This window comes from Pseudomonas sp. FYR_7 (assembly GCF_043106155.1).
In the GTDB taxonomy this organism is placed as follows: domain Bacteria; phylum Pseudomonadota; class Gammaproteobacteria; order Pseudomonadales; family Pseudomonadaceae; genus Aquipseudomonas; species Aquipseudomonas parafulva_B.
In genome coordinates, this window is the sequence record NZ_JBICMI010000044.1 from 1 (window position 1) to 19,407 (window position 19,407).

General features: G+C 58.8%; 16 protein-coding genes, 4 tRNA genes and 1 pseudogene. 13 read left to right on the forward strand and 8 right to left on the reverse strand.

Annotation, left to right across the window (positions count from 1 at the left end; genetic code table 11):
- Positions 1-198: 198 nt before the first annotated feature.
- Complete coding sequence (locus ACF8R3_RS10325; protein ID WP_078478801.1) at positions 199-753, forward strand: histidine phosphatase family protein; 555 nt, start codon at positions 199-201, stop codon at positions 751-753.
- Here ACF8R3_RS10325 and ACF8R3_RS10330 read toward each other — a convergent pair.
- The 4 genes and pseudogenes from ACF8R3_RS10330 to ACF8R3_RS10345 form a co-directional block, all read right to left on the reverse strand.
- Positions 735-1,520, reverse strand: coding sequence for a sulfite exporter TauE/SafE family protein (locus ACF8R3_RS10330; RefSeq protein WP_058603770.1), 786 nt, complete (start codon positions 1,518-1,520; stop codon positions 735-737). The genes ACF8R3_RS10325 and ACF8R3_RS10330 overlap by 19 nt on opposite strands.
- Positions 1,521-1,662: 142 nt before the next feature.
- Entirely contained in the window at positions 1,663-2,403 is a 741-nt protein-coding gene (locus ACF8R3_RS10335; protein ID WP_371259668.1) for a methyl-accepting chemotaxis protein, read from the reverse strand.
- A gap of 114 nt (positions 2,404-2,517) precedes the next feature.
- Positions 2,518-3,549: pseudogene (locus ACF8R3_RS10340) on the reverse strand (cache domain-containing protein); the annotation flags it as partial.
- Positions 3,550-3,689: 140 nt separating this feature from the next.
- Positions 3,690-4,568, reverse strand: a complete 879-nt coding sequence (locus ACF8R3_RS10345; protein ID WP_392515569.1) for a LysR family transcriptional regulator — start codon at positions 4,566-4,568, stop codon at positions 3,690-3,692.
- Positions 4,569-4,667: 99 nt separating this feature from the next.
- Here ACF8R3_RS10345 and ACF8R3_RS10350 point away from each other — a divergent pair, with 99 nt between their 5' ends.
- Entirely contained in the window at positions 4,668-5,096 is a 429-nt protein-coding gene (locus ACF8R3_RS10350) for a PACE efflux transporter (RefSeq protein ID WP_058603773.1), read from the forward strand.
- A gap of 37 nt (positions 5,097-5,133) precedes the next feature.
- Here the strand turns inward: ACF8R3_RS10350 and ACF8R3_RS10355 are convergent, their stop codons facing one another.
- The 4 genes from ACF8R3_RS10355 to folD all read right to left on the reverse strand — a co-directional run bounded on the left by ACF8R3_RS10355 (position 5,134) and on the right by folD (position 9,345).
- Entirely contained in the window at positions 5,134-5,802 is a 669-nt protein-coding gene (locus ACF8R3_RS10355; protein WP_058637420.1) for a GntR family transcriptional regulator, read from the reverse strand.
- A gap of 15 nt (positions 5,803-5,817) precedes the next feature.
- Positions 5,818-6,522 (reverse strand): FadR/GntR family transcriptional regulator, encoded by a 705-nt coding sequence (locus ACF8R3_RS10360; protein ID WP_058637419.1) that lies wholly within the window; start codon positions 6,520-6,522, stop codon positions 5,818-5,820.
- Positions 6,523-6,566: 44 nt separating this feature from the next.
- Positions 6,567-7,877, reverse strand: coding sequence for a C4-dicarboxylate transporter DctA (locus ACF8R3_RS10365; RefSeq protein ID WP_058603776.1), 1,311 nt, complete (start codon positions 7,875-7,877; stop codon positions 6,567-6,569).
- 610 nt (positions 7,878-8,487) lie between these two features.
- Entirely contained in the window at positions 8,488-9,345 is an 858-nt protein-coding gene (gene folD / locus ACF8R3_RS10370) for a bifunctional methylenetetrahydrofolate dehydrogenase/methenyltetrahydrofolate cyclohydrolase FolD (RefSeq protein ID WP_058603777.1), read from the reverse strand.
- A 270-nt stretch (positions 9,346-9,615) separates the two neighbouring features.
- Between folD and ACF8R3_RS10375 the strand changes: the two genes are divergently transcribed.
- From ACF8R3_RS10375 to ACF8R3_RS10425, 11 genes are all read left to right on the forward strand, one after another.
- Positions 9,616-9,692, forward strand: a tRNA-Arg gene (locus ACF8R3_RS10375).
- 41 nt (positions 9,693-9,733) lie between these two features.
- Positions 9,734-9,809 (forward strand) — tRNA-His (locus ACF8R3_RS10380).
- A 51-nt stretch (positions 9,810-9,860) separates the two neighbouring features.
- Positions 9,861-9,945 (forward strand) — tRNA-Leu (locus tag ACF8R3_RS10385).
- A gap of 36 nt (positions 9,946-9,981) precedes the next feature.
- Positions 9,982-10,057, forward strand: a tRNA-His gene (locus tag ACF8R3_RS10390).
- Between the two features lie 298 nt (positions 10,058-10,355).
- A complete protein-coding gene (locus ACF8R3_RS10395; RefSeq protein ID WP_392515570.1) occupies positions 10,356-10,655 on the forward strand; it encodes a DUF6388 family protein in 300 nt (99 codons plus the stop codon).
- A 246-nt stretch (positions 10,656-10,901) separates the two neighbouring features.
- Positions 10,902-12,215 (forward strand): trigger factor, encoded by a 1,314-nt coding sequence (gene tig / locus ACF8R3_RS10400; protein ID WP_058603779.1) that lies wholly within the window; start codon positions 10,902-10,904, stop codon positions 12,213-12,215.
- Positions 12,216-12,305: 90 nt separating this feature from the next.
- Positions 12,306-12,947, forward strand: a complete 642-nt coding sequence (clpP, locus tag ACF8R3_RS10405) for an ATP-dependent Clp endopeptidase proteolytic subunit ClpP (protein WP_023536171.1) — start codon at positions 12,306-12,308, stop codon at positions 12,945-12,947.
- Between the two features lie 108 nt (positions 12,948-13,055).
- On the forward strand, positions 13,056-14,339 hold the full coding sequence (gene clpX, locus ACF8R3_RS10410; RefSeq protein ID WP_023536000.1) for an ATP-dependent Clp protease ATP-binding subunit ClpX: 1,284 nt from the start codon (positions 13,056-13,058) through the stop codon (positions 14,337-14,339).
- A 161-nt stretch (positions 14,340-14,500) separates the two neighbouring features.
- Positions 14,501-16,897: an endopeptidase La gene (lon, locus tag ACF8R3_RS10415; RefSeq protein WP_058603780.1), complete on the forward strand. Its 2,397-nt coding sequence runs from the start codon at positions 14,501-14,503 to the stop codon at positions 16,895-16,897.
- 150 nt (positions 16,898-17,047) lie between these two features.
- Positions 17,048-17,320: a nucleoid-associated protein HU-beta gene (hupB, locus tag ACF8R3_RS10420; RefSeq protein ID WP_058603781.1), complete on the forward strand. Its 273-nt coding sequence runs from the start codon at positions 17,048-17,050 to the stop codon at positions 17,318-17,320.
- A gap of 183 nt (positions 17,321-17,503) precedes the next feature.
- On the forward strand, positions 17,504-19,375 hold the full coding sequence (locus ACF8R3_RS10425) for a SurA N-terminal domain-containing protein (protein ID WP_078478800.1): 1,872 nt from the start codon (positions 17,504-17,506) through the stop codon (positions 19,373-19,375).
- Positions 19,376-19,407 lie beyond the last annotated feature (32 nt).

Sequence of the window (19,407 nt, forward strand, 5' to 3'; positions counted from 1 at the left end):
GCAGGTAGGGGTTTTGTCTTTGGGCTGCAAAAAGTCTCAACGTTGCTTCTCCATCTGCCTGTGAGCAGGGCGTTGAAAAACAACAACTGTGTGTGATTAATGAATCATCCTGCGTAGGCTATACCGCTCCGGACGAGGTCACTAGGATGATCGCCTTCGGGGCTAACTGAATTCATTCCTACCCTCGAGGCCCAAAAGGTGAAAGCCACTCGCCTGACGATGATCTGCCATGGACTAACGCTGGCTCAAAAGCGTGGGTATTTCCCTGAACCGGAAGAGCCGCTGGTGTCCGTACCCCGCCGCTGCGTACCGCACGGTACATTTCAGATCCTGACAGCGCCGGAACAGCGCGCTCAGCAAACCGCCCTGGCCTTGGGCGATGCAACGATTGCGTCAGGATTGGCGGATTGCAACATGGGGCGATGGCAAGGGCTGGCGTTAAAGCGCGTACAAGCCGAGCAGCCGTCAGCCTTGGCCGACTGGCTGGAGAACCCCGCGAGCGAGGTGCATGGAGGGGAGTCTTTTCAAGCGCTCTGCCATCGTATGAGCGTTTGGCTGAAGGATTTTGAGCTGCCGGGTGAATGGTTCGCTGTCACTCACCCAATGGTCATGCGTGCAGTATTGGTACAGGTGCTGGGCTGCCCAATGGTGGCAGCCCAACGCATCGATGTCCTGCCATTGTCACGCATCGAATTGAGCTTCAGCGGCCAGTGGCGGTTGAGGATCAACTGCCCTCAGAACGCCAGCTTATAGCCAATCAACAGTAGCATCGCGGCCAAGCACGGGCGCAGCACGCGGTCCGATATGCGCCCGGTCAGGTGGCTACCCAGGTAGATACCCGGCAGTGATCCCAGCAGCAGGTAGCCGAGCAATGACCAGTCCATGTTACCCATGCCCGCATGACCCAGCCCAGCCACCAACGTGAGCGGGACGGCATGAGCTATCTCGGTGCCAACCAGGCGACGTGTGATCAGGAAAGGGTAGAGCAGGAAGAGGGCGACGGTGCCCAGTGCGCCAGCGCCGATGGAGGTGAGCGTTACCATGACACCCAATACGACGCCGGTCAGGACAGTCAGGGTATTGAGGCTACGATCGCTCAGATGGTAATGGTCACCGGCGTGGCGGCTAGCGAATGCCTGCAACCGCGATTTGAACAAGATAGCCAAGGCTGTGAGGATCAATACAACGGCTAGGCCCTGCTTGATGATCGCGTTTACGGCCGTGGTGTCGGTGTGCAGCGTACTGAGGAACCACAGCGTCAGTGCAGCCGCGGGAACGCTCCCCAGGCTGAGGAGCCCCGTGATCTTCCAATCGATGTTCTTGTTACGCGCATGTACCCATACGCCGCTGGCCTTGGTGATCGCCGCATAGAGCAAGTCGGTACCCACTGCCGTTGCTGGGTTGATCCCGAACCACAGCAGGATTGGCGTCATCAGCGAGCCACCGCCTACACCTGTCATGCCAACGATGAACCCTACGACCAATCCTGCAATGGTAAAACCGAAAGAACCTACATCCATACGCTACTCGACTGCCCAGCTTTGCCCGTTATCGGATGCAGCCAGCATATAGATTTTTTTATAGCCAAATAGACTTGTTCGTTATTAGGTTATAACTGGGGGCAGCCCGCATCATGGCGCTGCCCCATACGACGTTAAACAATCAGATCCGGAAACTGCCCACCAGCTGCTTCAACCGGCCGGCTTGCTGGGCCAATTGATCACAATGGCGCAGCGTTTCGTTGAGATTCTCCACACCCTGCTGGTTCAACGCATTAATCTGGGTGATATCCAGGTTGAGGCTTTCCACCACGGCAGTCTGCTCTTCGGTGGCGGTGGCCACCGACTGATTCATGCCGTCGATTTCGCCAATGCGCTGAGTCACGCTGGCAAGGCGTTCACCAGCCTGGTTGGCTACCTGGACGGTTTGCTCACTGGAAACCTGGCTGGTATTCATCGTATGCACCGCCTCGCGTGAGCCGACCTGCAGGCCGGTAATCATTCGATGGATTTCCTCGGCCGACTCCTGCGTACGGTGGGCAAGATTTCGCACTTCATCAGCCACAACGGCAAAGCCACGGCCGGCCTCGCCAGCGCGAGCGGCTTCGATGGCCGCGTTCAAGGCCAACAAGTTGGTTTGCTGAGAAATGCCCTTGATCACATCCAGGATCTTGCCAATTTCGTCGGTGCTGGCGTTCAGGGTTTCGATTTGTGCACACGATTCGCTGATGCGCTGCGACAGCGAGGTCATGGCGCTGATCGCTTCCTCCACCACGGCACGCCCATCGTGGGCCTGCTCACTGGCGCCGCTCGCATGCTGCGATGCATCGGCTGCGTTACGCGCGATTTCCTGGGTCGCGGCGCCCAGTTCATTGATCGCTGCCGCCACGCTGTTGGTGCGCATGCTTTGTTCTTCAGAACCGTTGATGGAGGCATTGGAAGCGCTGACGACTTTTTCAGACAGGTCGTGGACCAGCCGTGTGGCCGAGGACACCTCGCTGATGGAGGCATGGATACGTTCAACGAAGCGGTTGAAAGAGGTAGCCAACTCACCGAACTCATCCTGATTCTGCACCGCCAGGCGGCGGGTCAGGTCACCTTCGCCTTCGGCGATGTCACGCATGGCGCGTCCCATGGTGGTCAAGGGGCGCATCAGCACCGGAATCAGCAAGCCAAGCAGGCCTGCGATGGCAGCGACCGCGATGAGCATGGCGATCAGTGCCGAAGTACGGAACTGGCTCAGGGCTGCATAAGCCTTGTCCTTGTCGATCGAAAGACCGATGTACCACTTGGCCGAGGGCAGGCCGGCTACTGGCGCAAATGAGATCAAGCGTTCCTGGCCATTGAGCACGACGTCCTGCATACCGGGTGTAACGCGCAGGTTGGTGCCAGGGTAGATGTCCTTGAGGTTTTTCATGACCTGATCTTTGTCAGGACTGACGATCACCTGGCCATCGCTGTCGGCGAGGAAGGCGTGGCCTATGCCGCCAAAGTCGACACTGTTGATGATTTCGACCAGTGTATCGAGGCTGACGTCGCCGCCCACTACACCGAGCAGCTCGCCGTTTGACCGGCTTTTGACCGGGATGGCTACCGTCACCACCAGGCCACCCACAGCCGCTTGATAGGGCGGCGTCAGCAAGGTCTGGCCGGCGTTGGCAGCTGCGCTGTACCAAGGGCGTTTGCGTGGATCATAGTCTGCAGGCATTTGCGCATCCGGGCGCTGCGTGAATAGCCCGTTGGCCTGGCCCATGTAGGTGAAGAGGAAGTTGCGCGTATAGGAAGGCTGATCCACCAGGCCAGCGAGGGTATCCCCCGTTCCGAGCTGGGCGATGTCTTGCGCCAGGTTTTCCAGTACAAGAATGCGCCCGCTCATCCAGTTCTGCACGCTGCTGGCGGTCAATGCGCCGGATTGTTCCACCGATGCCTCGATGTTCTGCCGGATCGTATTGCGTTGCAGGTAATCGTTGTACAGCGTGAACAAGGCGAATGCCAATACCACTACGCCGCTGGCGCTGAGCAGAATCTTGTGGCGAAATTTCAGGTTCATGTTTCGAGACCTTGAGCCATTAACGGGAGGGCACAGCGCGGGTGTGGTGCGCTGTCAGCCCTGTCCAAAGGGGTATCGGCGTGGCGGGTAAAAGGTTGATACGCCTACGGAAATTTCTCACAGCTTTCGACAAGCGGCGATCACCTCAAGGCCAGCCGCTCGACCAGCATCCTGGCAGCCTTGAGCAGCGGTTGCTGCTTACGCCAGAACACATGCACCGGGAGTTGCAGCTCGTTGCGCGTGTTCTGGAAGGCCAAACGTTTCAGGCGGCCTGCGTCCAGCAGCGGCGCGACCCTGGACAGCGGCAGATCACCCCAGCCCAGGCCTGCCTCGACCATCTGCAAGGCGAAATCGAAGCTGTCGGTCGTCCAATGGGTGGCACCAATGACCATGCGCGGGTCGGTCAACGGCAGGTCGCGGCTGCGTACCAGGATCTGCCGCACGCCTGTAAGGTCTTCGAGGTTCTGGATTACACCAGACCGTGCGGCCGGATGATGAGGAGCAAGGGTCGCCACCAGAGACTCGACGCCAATCAGCTGAAACCCGCGCTGCGGGTCGACGTGAAGACCTGCAAATGCCACGCACAGGTCGGCCCGACCGCTGTCCAGCAAATCCAGCGCTTGTTCTTGCGGCGCACTCAGTATCGCGACTTCGAGCAATGGATAACGTTGGCCGAGCTCGGCAATGGCCGCTATTAGCAGCTGCTGATCGACGTCCGGCACCACCGCCAGGGTCAGGTTGCTTTCCAGGCCCTCGGAGAGCTCTACGGCATGCACTTGCAGCAAACCCAACTGCTCGGCAATCAGCCGCGCATGGGGCTCAAGCGCAAGGGCTTGGACTGTGGGTCGAACATCGCGAGCTCCGCGCTGGAACAGGCTGTAGCCCAGCTCGGCCTCCAGGTTGCCGATTGCCATGCTGACCGCCGAGGGCACGCGCTGCAGGCTGCGCGCGGCGGCAGAGAATGAGCCTTTGTCCAGCACGGTGAGAAAAACATGGATAGTTTCACTGGTAAATGACACACGCTTCTCCTGTCAGTCAGGCTGAAAGCTGCTGACTTTTGTTGTCAGATGTAATGACGCACTATACCCGGCCCAAGCTATTTAGATGAGGTCGATGCAGTGCAGGGTTTGAAGCGCAAACTGGTTTATGTGACGTTTTACGAGTTGATCGGCCTGTGCATGTCCACCTTGGGTCTTGCCTACCTGTCCGACACCCAGGCTTCTCACACGGGGCCGCTCGCGGTGATGATCACCACCATCGCCATGATCTGGAACCTGGTCTACAACACGCTGTTTGAATATTGGGAAAGCCGGCAAGCCACACGAGGGCGCAGCGTGGCTCGGCGCGTAGTGCACGCAGTAGGGTTTCAGCTGACCCTCGTGATCTACCTGATTCCGCTGATCGCGTGGTGGTTGGACATGAGCCTGCTCGATGCGCTGCTGGTGGACATGGCATTCATCGTGCTGGTGCCTTGCTATACCTTTGCCTACAACTGGGCTTTCGACAAAATGTTCGGCCTGCCCAGTTCGGCAATGGCAGCAACTTGAGGCGCTGCTGTCAGCAGGTTCGCTGAAATCACCTGGCTCAGTCCAGTCGAAGCTTGGCTTCAAGCCGGTCAAGGTGCTCGTTCATCAGGGCGAGGGCGGACTGTGCATCGCCTCGCTCGAGCGCCTCAATCAGCGCTGCATGTTCTTGCCAGGCGCAATGGTCACAGCACGGTGACTCGTATCGCGCGATGATAAGGGACGTCATGGGCACCAACCCATTGAGAAAGCGCGACAACGGAGCATTGTCCGCCACCTGGGCCAGTTTCAGGTGAAACTCACCACCCAGTCGTATAGCGGCGCAGCGTTCGCCCTTTTCATGATGCACGCGTTCACGCTCGACCAATTGGCGCAGCTGCTTGAGTTGCTCGGGGCGGGCGCGTTCGACGGCCAGGGTTATCAGCGTGGTTTCGGCAAGCCGGCGCGCGCTCAGTACCTGGCGTGCCTGATGCGGATCGGGCGCAACCAGATGAGCCGTATGGCTTGGGCGTTGTACCACTACCTGCTGGTCGCTCAAGCGGCCTAGCACTCGGCGGATGACCGTACGGCTCACGCCAAATGCCTGGCCCAGCGCTTGCTCTGGCAGCAAAGTGCCAGGCGGCAGGCGTTGCTCCAGAATGGCATCGAACAACCGTGGGTAGATCTGTTCGGCGCAAAGCCGGGTCTCACCGGCTGCAAGCAGGTCGGGCAGGTGATGTGCACCCTTCATGATTGCTCTCCTGGATTATGGGTGCCGATGTTCGTCCGGCACATTGAGCGCAATGCCCATGCGCAAACCCTCGGCGAGAATGTGTTGCCGCATCTGGGTGCTGGCCTGGGTGCTATTGCGCTCACGAATCGCCCGCACCACGGCTTCGTTTTCCTTGAGACGGGCAGCCAGGTGCTCGGGTGAATTGCGCAGCATGTCCGCGCTTTGCTTCAGGGCAATGCCCGTTTGCTGTACGACGCTCTGGAAAATGGGGTTGGTGGTCAGGGCAAACAGCGCCTGGTGGAATGCAATGTAAGCGTTCATGCCCGCTTCGCTGTCATCGGCCTCAAGGGCTTCACGCATGTCCATCAAGGTCAACCGTAACTGGCCGATGTCCTGGCTGTTGGCCGACTGGGCCACCAGTCCGACGATGAAGGGTTCGAGGGTATAGCGCAGTTCAAGCACATCGGCGAGGCTGGCCTGTGCACTGGCAGTGGGCGCCGAAGCCGAGGTAGCTGTATCGGCATCCAGCACCAGCACACCTTTGCCTGGCAAAGCGCGCACCAGCCCAAGGGTCTCGAGCACGATGACGGCCTCACGCAGGCTCGGGCGGCTGATGCCCAATTGTTCGGCCAATTCTCGCTGGCCAGGGAGCATGTCGCCACTGCGCCATTGGCCACGGGCGAGGGCTTGACGCAGCTTTTCCACCACAGCGTTGACGACGGTTGATGAGCTGATCACGTTTCGCTCCTTCAGGGGCCGGCATGCGAGCCGGCCCTTTTCTTTCAGAATTCCTGTTGGTGGGCTGCAGGCTGCTTACGCGGGTTGTGCGCAAAGCCAGGCTTGCCGTCGAGCACGTTCTGAGCGCGCTCCAGGTCGATGTCTTTTTCCCAGCGGGCGATGGCCACGGTGGCAACGCAATTGCCGATCAGGTTGGTCAACGCGCGCCCGATGCCCATGAACCAATCCACAGCGAGTACCAGTACCAAGCCCACCACCGGGATCGCAGGGACTGCAGTCAGTGTCGCGGCAAGTATCACCAGCGCCGAGCCTGGAATCCCATGCGCGCCCTTGGACGTGACCAGTGAAACCAGCAAGATCGTCAGCAGGTCTGTCATCGCCAGGGGCGTACCGGTGGCATTGGCGATGAAGACAATGGCCAAGGTCAGGTAGATGGAGAAACCATCAAGGTTAAAGGAATAGCCGGTTGGAATCACCAGCCCGACCGTTGAGCTGCCGATGCCCAGGTGTTCGAGCTTGCGCATGATCTGCGGTAGCACGGCATCGGAAGAAGCCGTACCCAGGACGATGGTCAGCTCTTCGCGCAAATACTTGATCAGGGGCAGCAATTTCAGCCCCGACAAACGCATGACGGTACCCAGCACGATCAGCACGAACCCTGCGCAGGTGAGGTAGAACAACGCCACCAGGCCGCCCAGATGCTGGAGCGACTCCAGGCCGTACTTGCTGGTCGTGAAGGCGATGGCGCCGAACACGCCAATGGGCGCCAGACGCACGATCATGCCCATGATGCGGAAGATCACATGGCTAAGCTCGTTGATCAGCCGCGAAATGCCCGCAGCCGAATCGCCCACCAGGTTGAGCGCGCTGCCGAACAGTACCGAGAACAACAGTACCTGCAGGATGTTGTTGTCAGCAAAGGCACCTACCACCGAAGTGGGGATCAGGTCCATAAAGAACGCTGTGGCGCCATGGATATGCTGACCACGCTCGGCCAGGCTGTTGGCATCAGCGCCGGACAACTGGTCGAGGTGGATGTTGGCGCCGCTACCGATACCACTGGTGAACGCGAACACCAGGCCGATGACCAGCGCCAGCGTGGTCAGCACTTCGAAATAGATGACCGATTTGAGGCCGATGCGACCGACCTTCTTCAGGTCACCGGCACCGGAAATGCCGCTGACCACTACGCAAAAGACGATCAGGCCGATCAGCATCTTGATCAGCTTGATGAAGCCATCGCCGAGGGGTTTGAGCTGCAAGGAAAGGTCGGGGAAACTCAGGCCGCAGGCAACGCCAAGGGCCAGGCCCAGCACGACTTGAAGGAAGATCGAACGCGAGCACCATTTGAGCATGGGAGTGATCTCAGGTCGGTGTCCTTGCTTCGTTGGCCGCACGGGGCGAATGAGCGCAGGACTTAATTATTGTGGTCTTACCGGTTTGTTCAGCGCTTGGCCATAAAACGCCTATTTTCGGATCAGTGCAAGCTTTTTTGGCCTTACCGGTCTGACCAGTCATGGTGCATGTAAACGCTCGATGCTCTGTTGGAGTGCAGTAAGTGTCAGCTCACCCATCAGAGGGCCTAGCGCTCAGGCAACATGCTACAGGCAGCAATAAGCTTGCCATGGAGGGCAGCATTCAACGCGAAAGCGTTTTAGATACAGACCCCAAGGGGATGTGATGAGGCTTGCGCAGGCCCGCGGGTTTAGCGCATCTGTGGTTATTGGAAACCCAATGGGGCAATGGATTGTTAGCTGACCCATGTAGTGCCAATTGTCACGCGCTGGCAGGTGGAGTCGAGAGGAGTCTGGCGTTCGATATCAGAGGTGCGCGATTAGCGGTGACTAAACGCAGCGGCAGGGCGGGCAGGCTGGCCAATAATCGAATTTGCCTGAATGAGGATGGGGCGGTAGATAACCGCCCGTCGCTCAAGCAATGACGGCAGGGCCGCCATGCTCGCTTGCCTCAATCGCCGTGAAGCGTTTCGGCCGCATACAAGGTGTTTTCCAACAGGCAGGCGCGGGTCATCGGCCCTACGCCGCCTGGCACCGGAGTGATCCAGCCAGCACGGGGAAGGGCGGTTTCGTAGACGACATCGCCCACCAGCTTGCCATCCTCCTGACGGTTGATACCGACGTCGATGACGATGGCACCTTCCTTGATCCATTCACCCTTGACCAACCCAGGCTTGCCGGCGGCAACGACCACCAGGTCCGCGCGCCCGACATGCCCTGCCAGGTCCTGGGTGAAGCGATGGCACACGGTGATCGTACAGCCGCTGAGCAACAACTCCAGCGCCATTGGCCGTCCAACTATGTTCGAGGCCCCGACGATCACGGCATTCATGCCGTACAGGTCCTGCCCGGTGCTCTGGAGCAGGGTCATGATGCCCTTGGGTGTGCAGGGGCGCAGCAGCGGGATGCGCTGTGCGAGGCGACCGACGTTATAGGGGTGGAAGCCGTCCACATCCTTGTCCGGGCGGATGCGCTCGAGCAGCAACGACGCGTCGAGGTGCGCGGGCAGCGGCAGTTGGAGCAGGATGCCGTCAATGGACGGGTCGTCATTGAGGCGATCGATCAGTTCAGTAAGCGCTTCTTGCGTGGTGTGGCTAGGCAGGTCGAAGGCCTGCGACAGGAAGCCTACTTCTTCGCAATCCTTGCGCTTGTGCGAGACGTAGACCTGGGAGGCAGGGTCGGTGCCGACCAGAATCACTGCCAGGCCCGGCGTGCGCAGGCCCTCCTGGCGCCGCTGCGCGACACGTTGAGCGATTTGCTGGCGCAGCTTGGCGGCAATCGCCTTGCCATCGATTAGTTGTGCAGTCATAGACGCGTGATTAACCATCGGAAGGGGAACAATAAAGAACGCGTATTCTCGCACGACATGGCTGGAGGGCAAAGGCGGGCGGTCGGGCAAATGCCCTAACCCCTTCAATAATTTAAATTTTTTTTAGAAAGTTGTTGACGACCCCAGGGGTCGGCTATAAGATTCGCCGCACTTGTCGGGCACAGCCTAGCACTGGTTGGCGAAGTCGGGCAGAATGAGTCGTTTGGCAGTGAGCTGTCAGTGTCTTGTTCGGTTAGGCTTCAAGCTTAAGCGCCCGTAGCTCAGCTGGATAGAGCATCCGCCTTCTAAGCGGATGGTCGCAGGTTCGAGTCCTGCCGGGTGCGCCACTTAGGCAGCTTTGGCAAGCAAGGTGTTTGAACGCGTTATGGTGGGCGTAGCTCAGTTGGTAGAGCGCTGGATTGTGATTCCAGTTGTCGTGGGTTCGATTCCCATCGTCCACCCCATATTCTTCGAAGGCGCCGCGCGGTAACTGGCGCCTTTGTTTTAAGCGTTACGCGGACGTGGTGAAATTGGTAGACACACTGGATTTAGGTTCCAGCGGCGCAAGCTGTAAGAGTTCGAGTCTCTTCGTCCGCACCATGCTTCAGTAAGGCAGTACCGTTACACCGCAATATGGTGGGCGTAGCTCAGTTGGTAGAGCGCTGGATTGTGATTCCAGTTGTCGTGGGTTCGATTCCCATCGTCCACCCCATCTTTAATACGAAAGGCGCCTTGATCGCGAGATCGGGCGCCTTTTGTTTTTTGGTGCGCCCGGATCCTGTGTGGGTGTTCGACCCGGTCGATCCTGTGATGATCAGGTCGGTCAACGCGCTGGACTGGCTCGCTCCCAGGCACCCGGCTTGCCTAATGGCTCGGCAGCGCTGCCTCGGGCCGTGGCGTCAGTATTTATTGCAGGCCGCCCTTGCAATCCGCTGGTTTCGTCCCAATAAAAGCTGATAGATTTCAGCCGGTTGAAACCCGATGAAGCGGGAAGTACCAGGACATAGCCAATGATCGCAAAAGAAGCCCGCCACGCTGCCGCGCTGCAGCGTTTCGCCGAAGCGAACCCTCACTTGCTCGAAGAGATCCGCGCGCTGGATGCGCGTGAGCAGGCGCAGCAAATTCAATGGGCGTTCGAGGATGCCGCTGAAGAGCAAGGTATCCAGCCCTGGGAGCTCGCACTTGAGCTGATCGCCGAAACCCCGGAACAATTGCGGGTCATGCGCCTTGAGACCCACCGGGAGGTGGCCGATGCGCTGGGGTTGTCCTGGGAGGAGTACTGCGAGTTCAACGAGATAGAGCCCGAATAAGGGGCGTGCAGTTCAAGGTGTATTTGTTGAGCAAGATGTTGCGGCAAGTGATCGTTGCAATGTCTGGCCAGGCTTCTTGGAAACAGGTCGCGCGGTTCGCCGTGCGGCCCTTGAAAGTTAATCGACCGGCGTTGTTTCAGGTCGTCCCGAGTGGGGTGACTTCTGCTGCGCGACTCACTAGAATGCTTGCCCTTGATTCTGGAGTCGGGCTAACGCCGGCTAACGTCTGTGCAACGAGGAATATCCATGCAAGTTTCTGTTGAAAACACTTCCGCTCTCGAGCGCCGCATGACCATCGCCGTTCCGGCTGAGCGCGTCGAGAACGAAGTCAACAAGCGTCTGCAGCAGACTGCCAAGCGCGCCAAGGTTGCCGGCTTCCGCCCCGGCAAGGTGCCCATGAGCGTGATCCGTCAGCGCTTCGAGGCCGATGCCCGCCAGGAAGCCTTCGGTGATCTGGTTCAGGCTTCCTTCTACGAAGCCATTGTCGAGCAGAAACTGAACCCTGCCGGCGCGCCGTCCGTGGAACCGAAGTCGTTCGAAAAAGGCAAGGACCTGGAGTTCGTCGCGATCTTCGAAGTATTCCCGGAGTTCACCGTTGCCGGCCTCGAGTCGATCACCGTCGAGCGCCTGAGCGCCGAAGTCGCCGATTCTGACCTGGACAAGATGCTGGAAGTGCTGCGCAAGCAGAACACGCGCTTCGAAGCCGTCGAGCGCGCCGCGCAAACCGATGATCAGCTCAACATCGACTTCGTTGGCAAGGTTGACGGTGAAACGTTCGCCGGTGGCTCGGCCAAAGGTACCCAGTTGGTGCTGGGCTCCGGCCGCATGATCCCAGGCTTCGAAGACGGCCTGGTCGGCGCCAAGGCTGGCGAAGAGCGCGTCGTCAACGTGACCTTCCCAGAGGACTACCAGAACTTGGACCTGGCCGGCAAGGCCGCCGAGTTCACCATTACCGTCAACAGCGTGTCGGCCCCTGTGCTGCCTGAGCTGAACGAAGCGTTCTTCGCCCAGTTCGGTATCAAGGAATCGACCCTGGAAGGCTTCCGCGCCGAAGTTCGTAAGAACATGGAGCGTGAGCTGCGCCAAGCCATCAAGACCAAGGTCAAGAACCAGGTCATGGACGGTCTGCTGGCTGCCAATCCGATCGAAGCGCCAAAGGCTTTGCTGGAAAACGAAGTCAATCGTCTACGCGTGCAGGCGGTTCAGCAGTTCGGTGGCAACATCAAGCCTGAGCAATTGCCGGCCGAGCTGTTCGAAGAGCAAGCCAAGCGCCGTGTTGCGCTGGGCCTGATCGTGGCAGAAGTGGTCAAGCAATACGACCTCAAGCCAGACGATGCCAAGGTTCGCGAGATGATCGAGGAGATGGCTTCGGCCTACCAGGAGCCTGAGCAAGTCATCGCCTGGTACTACAAGAACGACCAGCAGATGAACGAAGTGCGTTCGGTTGTGCTTGAAGAACAAGTTGTGGATACTGTTCTGCAGAAAGCGACTGTGACTGACAAGTCGGTCTCGTATGAAGAGGCCGTCAAGCCAGCCCAGGCACCTGACGAAGCCGAGTAAGCGGTCTTTTCGCAGGAAGCCCCCACAAGCCAGCCTTCGCGCTGGCTTGTGTGTATTCAAGCCATGACTATTTGGGAGTGAGCGCAGGACATGTCCCGCAATTCTTTTATTCAGCAGAGCTCTGACATCCAGGCTGCAGGCGGCCTGGTCCCTATGGTTATCGAGCAGTCCGCCCGTGGCGAACGCGCCTACGACATCTACTCGCGCCTCCTGAAGGAGCGCGTGATCTTCCTGGTTGGCCCGGTCGAAGACTACATGGCCAATCTCGTCGTCGCACAGATGCTGTTCCTTGAGGCGGAAAACCCGGACAAGGATATCCATCTGTACATCAACTCGCCGGGTGGGTCCGTAACCGCCGGCATGTCGATCTACGACACCATGCAGTTCATCAAGCCGGACGTATCGACCATCTGCATCGGCCAGGCCTGCAGCATGGGTGCGTTCCTGCTCGCTGCCGGTGCCAAGGGCAAGCGTCACTGCCTGCCGAACTCGCGTGTGATGATTCACCAGCCCTTGGGCGGGTTCCAGGGCCAGGCTACCGATATCGAAATCCATGCCCAGGAAATCCTGAACATCAAGGCGCGCCTGAACGAGCTTCTGGCCTACCACACCGGTCAGGATCTGGAGACCATCAAGCGCGACACCGAGCGCGACAACTTCATGAGCGCCTCGCGCGCAGCCGAGTACGGCCTGATCGACTCGGTATACGACAAGCGGCAACTGGCTTCCTGAAGCGGGAGGCCAGGGCAGGTAGGCGCATGATGCGCCTGCCTGCGGACTTGAAAAAGCCCGCAATTGCCTTCATCTTGTGTTGCAAGCCTACCGGATTGGATCGATCGAATGACTGACACCCGTAACGGCGAGGACAGCGGCAAATTGCTTTATTGCTCCTTCTGCGGCAAAAGCCAGCACGAAGTGCGCAAACTGATTGCCGGGCCCTCGGTATTTATCTGCGACGAGTGCGTCGACCTGTGCAATGACATCATCCGCGAGGAGGTGCAGGAAGCTCAGGCCGAAAGCAGCGCGCACAAATTGCCTTCGCCGAAAGAAATCAGCGGTATCCTCGACCAGTACGTCATTGGTCAGGAACGCGCGAAAAAGGTGCTTGCCGTGGCGGTTTACAACCACTACAAGCGCTTGAACCAGCGTGACAAGAAGGGTGACGATGTCGAGCTGGGCAAGAGCAATATCCTGCTCATCGGCCCGACGGGCTCGGGTAAGACCTTGCTCGCCGAAACCCTCGCGCGCTTGTTGAACGTACCGTTCACAATCGCGGACGCCACCACCCTGACCGAAGCTGGTTATGTGGGTGAGGACGTTGAGAACATCATTCAGAAACTGCTGCAGAAGTGCGACTACGATGTGGAAAAGGCCCAGATGGGTATCGTCTACATCGACGAAATCGACAAGATTTCGCGCAAGTCGGATAACCCGTCCATCACCCGTGATGTTTCGGGTGAAGGTGTGCAGCAAGCCTTGCTCAAGCTCATCGAGGGCACCGTTGCCTCCGTACCTCCACAGGGCGGTCGCAAGCACCCGCAACAGGAATTTTTGCAGGTTGATACCCGTAATATCCTGTTCATCTGCGGTGGCGCGTTCTCTGGCCTCGAAAAGGTCATTCAGAACCGCTCCACCAAAGGTGGTATGGGCTTTGGTGCTGAAGTGCGCAGCAAGGAGGAGGGCAAGAAAGTCGGCGAATCTCTGCGTGAGGTCGAGCCTGACGACTTGGTCAAGTTTGGCCTGATCCCCGAGTTCGTGGGGCGCTTGCCCGTGTTGGCAACGCTTGATGAGCTGGACGAAGCAGCGCTTATCCAGATTTTGACCGAGCCCAAGAACGCGCTGACCAAGCAGTATGCCAAGCTGTTCGAGATGGAAAGCGTCGACCTCGAGTTCCGCAGCGATGCGCTCAAGGCCGTTGCTCGCAAAGCTCTGGAGCGCAAGACTGGCGCCCGTGGCTTGCGTTCCATCTTGGAAGGGGTGCTGCTCGACACCATGTACGAGATTCCCTCTGCGAAGGAAGTCAGCAAGGTGGTGATCGATGAAAGCGTCATCGAGGGTACCTCGCAGCCGCTGATGATCTACGAGAACAGCGAGCCGCAAGCCAAGGCAGCGCCTGACGCCTGATTCAGGGCAGGTCGCCTGACCGCGTAGCACAGAGGGGGCCTAGGGCCCCCTTTTTGCTTTTCCTGCGCCAGCGCTTGTAATTTCGCGGGTGTACCCCCACATTAGGTCCAAACATCAATTCCACGGTTTCCGGCCACTAAGGCCGCTGTAGAGGCGAAATCATGAAGACCACCCTCGACTTGCCTCTTTTGCCATTGCGCGACGTCGTTGTTTACCCGCACATGGTCATCCCGCTGTTTGTGGGGCGTGAGAAATCCATCGAGGCCCTCGAAGCCGCGATGACGGGCGAAAAGCAGATTCTCCTGCTCGCCCAGAAAAACCCGGCTGATGATGATCCGGGCGAAGACGCGCTATACCGCGTTGGTACCGTAGCTACTGTGCTCCAGCTGCTGAAACTGCCTGACGGTACCGTTAAAGTGCTGGTCGAAGGCGAGCAGCGGGGTACTGTCGAGCGCTTCAGTGAAGTCGACGGCCATGTGCGCGCTGAAGTGTCGCTGATCGACGAGACCGAGGCTGTCGAGCGCGAATCGGAAGTTTTCGTGCGCACACTGCTTTCGCAGTTCGAGCAGTACGTGCAACTGGGCAAGAAAGTGCCAGCCGAAGTGATGTCCTCGCTCAATAGCATCGATGAGCCCGGGCGCCTGGTCGACACCATGGCTGCCCACATGGCCCTGAAGATCGAGCAGAAACAGGAAATTCTGGAAATTGTCGACCTGCCAACGCGGGTCGAGCATGTCTTGGCATTGCTCGATGCCGAGATCGACCTGCTGCAGGTCGAAAAGCGCATCCGCGGCCGGGTGAAAAAGCAGATGGAGCGCAGCCAGCGCGAGTACTACCTGAATGAGCAGATGAAGGCCATTCAGAAAGAGCTTGGCGATGGTGATGAGGGTCACAACGAGCTCGAGGAGCTGAAAAAGCGTATCGAAGCCGCTGGCCTGCCCAAGGACGCCATGACCAAGGCCCAGGCCGAGCTGAACAAGCTCAAGCAGATGTCGCCGATGTCGGCTGAGGCCACCGTGGTGCGGTCCTACCTGGACTGGCTGGTTCAGGTGCCTTGGAAAGCCCAGAGCAAAGTGCGCCTGGACCTTGCCAAGGCCGAAGACATTCTCGATGCAGACCACTACGGTCTGGAAGAGGTCAAGGACCGTATTCTCGAGTACCTTGCCGTGCAAAAGCGCGTCAAGAAAATCCGTGGTCCGGTGCTGTGCCTGGTTGGTCCACCTGGCGTGGGCAAGACGTCCCTGGCCGAATCCATCGCCGCTGCGACCAACCGCAAATTCGTGCGCATGGCCTTGGGCGGGGTACGGGATGAAGCTGAAATCCGTGGCCATCGCCGGACCTACATCGGATCCATGCCCGGGCGGCTGATTCAGAAGATGACCAAAGTGGGCGTGCGTAACCCACTGTTTTTGCTCGATGAAATCGACAAAATGGGCAGCGACATGCGCGGCGACCCGGCCTCGGCACTGCTGGAGGTGCTGGACCCCGAGCAGAACCACAACTTCAACGATCACTACCTGGAGGTCGATTACGACCTGTCGGACGTGATGTTCCTGTGCACCTCCAACTCGATGAATATCCCGCCAGCATTGCTGGACCGGATGGAGATCATTCGTCTTCCGGGTTACACCGAAGATGAAAAAATCAACATCGCAGTCAAATACTTGGTGCCCAAGCAGGTCAAGGCAAACGGCCTGAAAAAAGAAGAGCTGGAGATCGATGTCTCGGCCATCCGCGACATCATTCGTTACTACACGCGCGAGGCGGGTGTGCGCGGTCTTGAACGTCAGATTGCCAAGGTCTGCCGCAAGGTCGTCAAGGAGCACGCAGGGCAGAAGCAGGTCAAGGTCAAGGTCGCCGGCGAGCAGCTCGAACACCTGCTGGGCGTGCGCAAGTTCCGCTACGGCCTTGCCGAGCAGCAGGACCAGATCGGCCAGGTGACGGGTCTGGCGTGGACGCAAGTGGGGGGCGAGTTGCTCACCATCGAGTCCGTGGTCATTCCTGGCAAAGGTCAGTTGATCAAAACCGGCTCGCTCGGTGACGTCATGGTCGAGTCGATTACGGCTGCGCAGACAGTGGTGCGTAGCCGCGCCCGCAGCCTGGGGATCGCAGCCGACTTCCATGAAAAGCACGACGTTCACATTCATATGCCCGAAGGCGCCACCCCCAAGGATGGCCCAAGTGCAGGTATCGGTATGTGCACCGCGCTGGTGTCGGCCCTGACTCAAATACCCGTACGTGCGGATGTGGCGATGACAGGCGAAATCACGTTGCGTGGCCAGGTTCTGGCCATTGGCGGGCTCAAGGAAAAACTGCTGGCCGCTCACCGGGGCGGCATCAAGACGGTGATCATTCCTGAGGAGAACGTGCGCGACCTCAAGGAAATTCCAGAAAATATTAAACAGGATCTGCAGATCAAACCGGTCAAATGGATTGACGAAGTCCTGCAAATTGCGCTGCAATACGCCCCGGAGCCCTTGCCAGATGTGGCTTCCGACATTGTCGCGAAGGACGATAAGCGCGACACTGAGGCAAAGGAAAGAATTAGCACGCACTAGCAGTTTTAGTCTGGGGGGCTTTCTTGACAGTATTTTCGGCGCCTTGCTATAAAGCGGCACGTTATTGTCATCAGGCCACCCAGCACCGTTTTCACACGCTTTCTTTACATACTTAGAAACATACTCAATAGAGCACAAGGGGACTTACGAGTGAACAAGTCGGAACTGATTGACGCTATCGCCGCACAAGCTGACATTTCGAAAGCCACCGCTGGCAAAGCGCTGGACGCAGTGATCGAATCCGTCACCGGCGCCCTGAAGCAAGGCGACGATGTCGTTCTGGTCGGCTTCGGTACCTTCACTGTCAAGGATCGTGCTGAGCGTACCGGCCGCAACCCGCAGACCGGTAAGGCGATCAAGATCGCTGCCGCCAAGGTGCCAGGTTTCAAGGCAGGTAAAGGCCTGAAAGACGCCGTCAACTAAGTCGTCTCTTTCAGCCGGACCCGGCCTGGCCAGGTCCGAGCACGCTGAAGGCGGGACGCAAACGTTACCGCCTGATTCGTATGCTAAGAAAAGGCGCATCCTCGGATGCGCCTTTCTTTTATCAGGACTCTACCCACGCTCCGCGGTTGTCGACGCAGTGGTACAGCCGTCTCTGGGGGACGCATGCTGCAAAATATCAGGGACAATTCACAAGGTTGGATTGCCAAAACCATCATCGGTCTCATTGTCGTGCTGATGGCATTGACCGGGTTCGAAGCCATTTTCCAAGCCGCCAGCCACAGTCAGGATGCTGCCAAGGTAAACGGCGAAACGATCAGCCAGAACGAGTTGAGCCAGGCGGCCGACATGCAGCGCCGCCAGTTGGTGCAACAGTTGGGTAAGGACTTCGATCCTGCGCTGCTTGACGACAAGCTGCTGCGCGAAGAGGCCCTCAAGGGGCTGATCAGTCGCAAGCTGTTGCTCGAGGGTGCCAAAGACGCCAAGTTCGCGTTTTCCGACGCTGCGCTAGATCAGGTCATGCTGCAAACGCCGGAATTCCAGGTTGACGGCAAGTTCAACAGCGACCGTTTCGATCAGGTCATCCGTCAAATGGGCTATGGGCGTATGCAGTTTCGCGAGATGCTCGGTGAGGAAATGCTCATCGGGCAGTTACGTGCCGGGATCGCCGGCAGTAGCTTCGTAACCGATCAGCAAGTCGACGCTTTCGCACGCCTTGAAAAGCAGACCCGCGATTTCGCGTCCTTGACTTTCAAGGCCGATCTGGCCGCGATCAAGGTCAGCGACGAAGAGGTCAAGCAGCACTATGACGCCCATGCCAAGGAGTTCATGTCGCCTGACCAAGTCGTCATCGACTACGTAGAGCTCAAGAAATCGTCCTTCTTCGACCAAGCCAAAGTCACTGACGAGGCGCTCAAGGCTCAGTACGAGAAGGAGATCGCCAACCTTGCCGAACAGCGCCGCGCGGCGCATATCCTCATCGAGGTCAACGACAAGACGACCGATGCCCAGGCCAAAGCGCGTGCTGACGAAATCGAACAGCGCCTGGCCAAGGGTGAAGATTTTGCCGCGTTGGCGAAGGAATTTTCCCAGGATCCAGGTTCGGCCAATAACGGCGGTGACCTCGGCTTTGCCGGTCCTGGTGTGTACGATCCGGCGTTCGAACAGGCGCTGTATCAGCTGCACGACGGTCAGGTCTCAGCTCCGGTTCGTACCGAATACGGCTATCACATCATCAAGCTGCTTGGCGTCGAGGCGCCCGAGGTGCCGAGCTTCGCTAGCCTGAAAGACAAACTGACCCGCGACCTCAAGACGCCACTGGTCGAGCAGCGCTACGTGGACGCCAGCAAGCAGTTGCAGGACGCCGCCTACGAGGCCTCCGACCTGGTACAGCCGGCCCAGGACTTGAACCTCAAGGTCCAAACGTCCGCTCCGTTCGGCCGCGAAGGCGGCGACGGCATCACTGCCAACCGCTCTGTGGTGCAGGCAGCGTTCTCGGAGGAAGTGCTGGAAGAGGGTGCCAACAGCACCGCCATCGAGCTTGATCCTGAGACGACGGTGGTACTGCGCGTCAAGGAACACCGCAAGCCTGCGCAGCTGCCACTCGAAACGGTTGCCAAGAACATTCGCGAGCACCTGGCCAAGGAGAAAGCCACCGCTGCCCTCAAGGCCAAGGCGGACAAGCTGATCGCGGGTCTGCGTGATGGTTCCATCGCCCCTGCGAGCGTTCAGGAAGGCCAGGGCTGGAAGCCCTATGAAGCTGTCTCGCGTGGTCAGGACGGTATCGACCCTGTCGAGCTACAGGCATTGTTCCGTCTCGGCAAGCCGCAAGCCAAGGACAAACCCGTGTATGGCAGCGTTGTGCTGCGTGATGGCAGCCTGGTCGTGCTGCAACTCAAGGGCGTCAATGACGGTGCTGCGGCCACGGATGAAGAGAAGCAGCAGATCCGCCGCTACCTGGCGTCTCGTGCTGGTCAGCAGGACTTCGCCGCCTACCGCAAACAGCTGGAGGCCAACGCGGACATCACGCGTTACTAAATCCGTTTGGAGACACCCGACAGGCCGCCGCA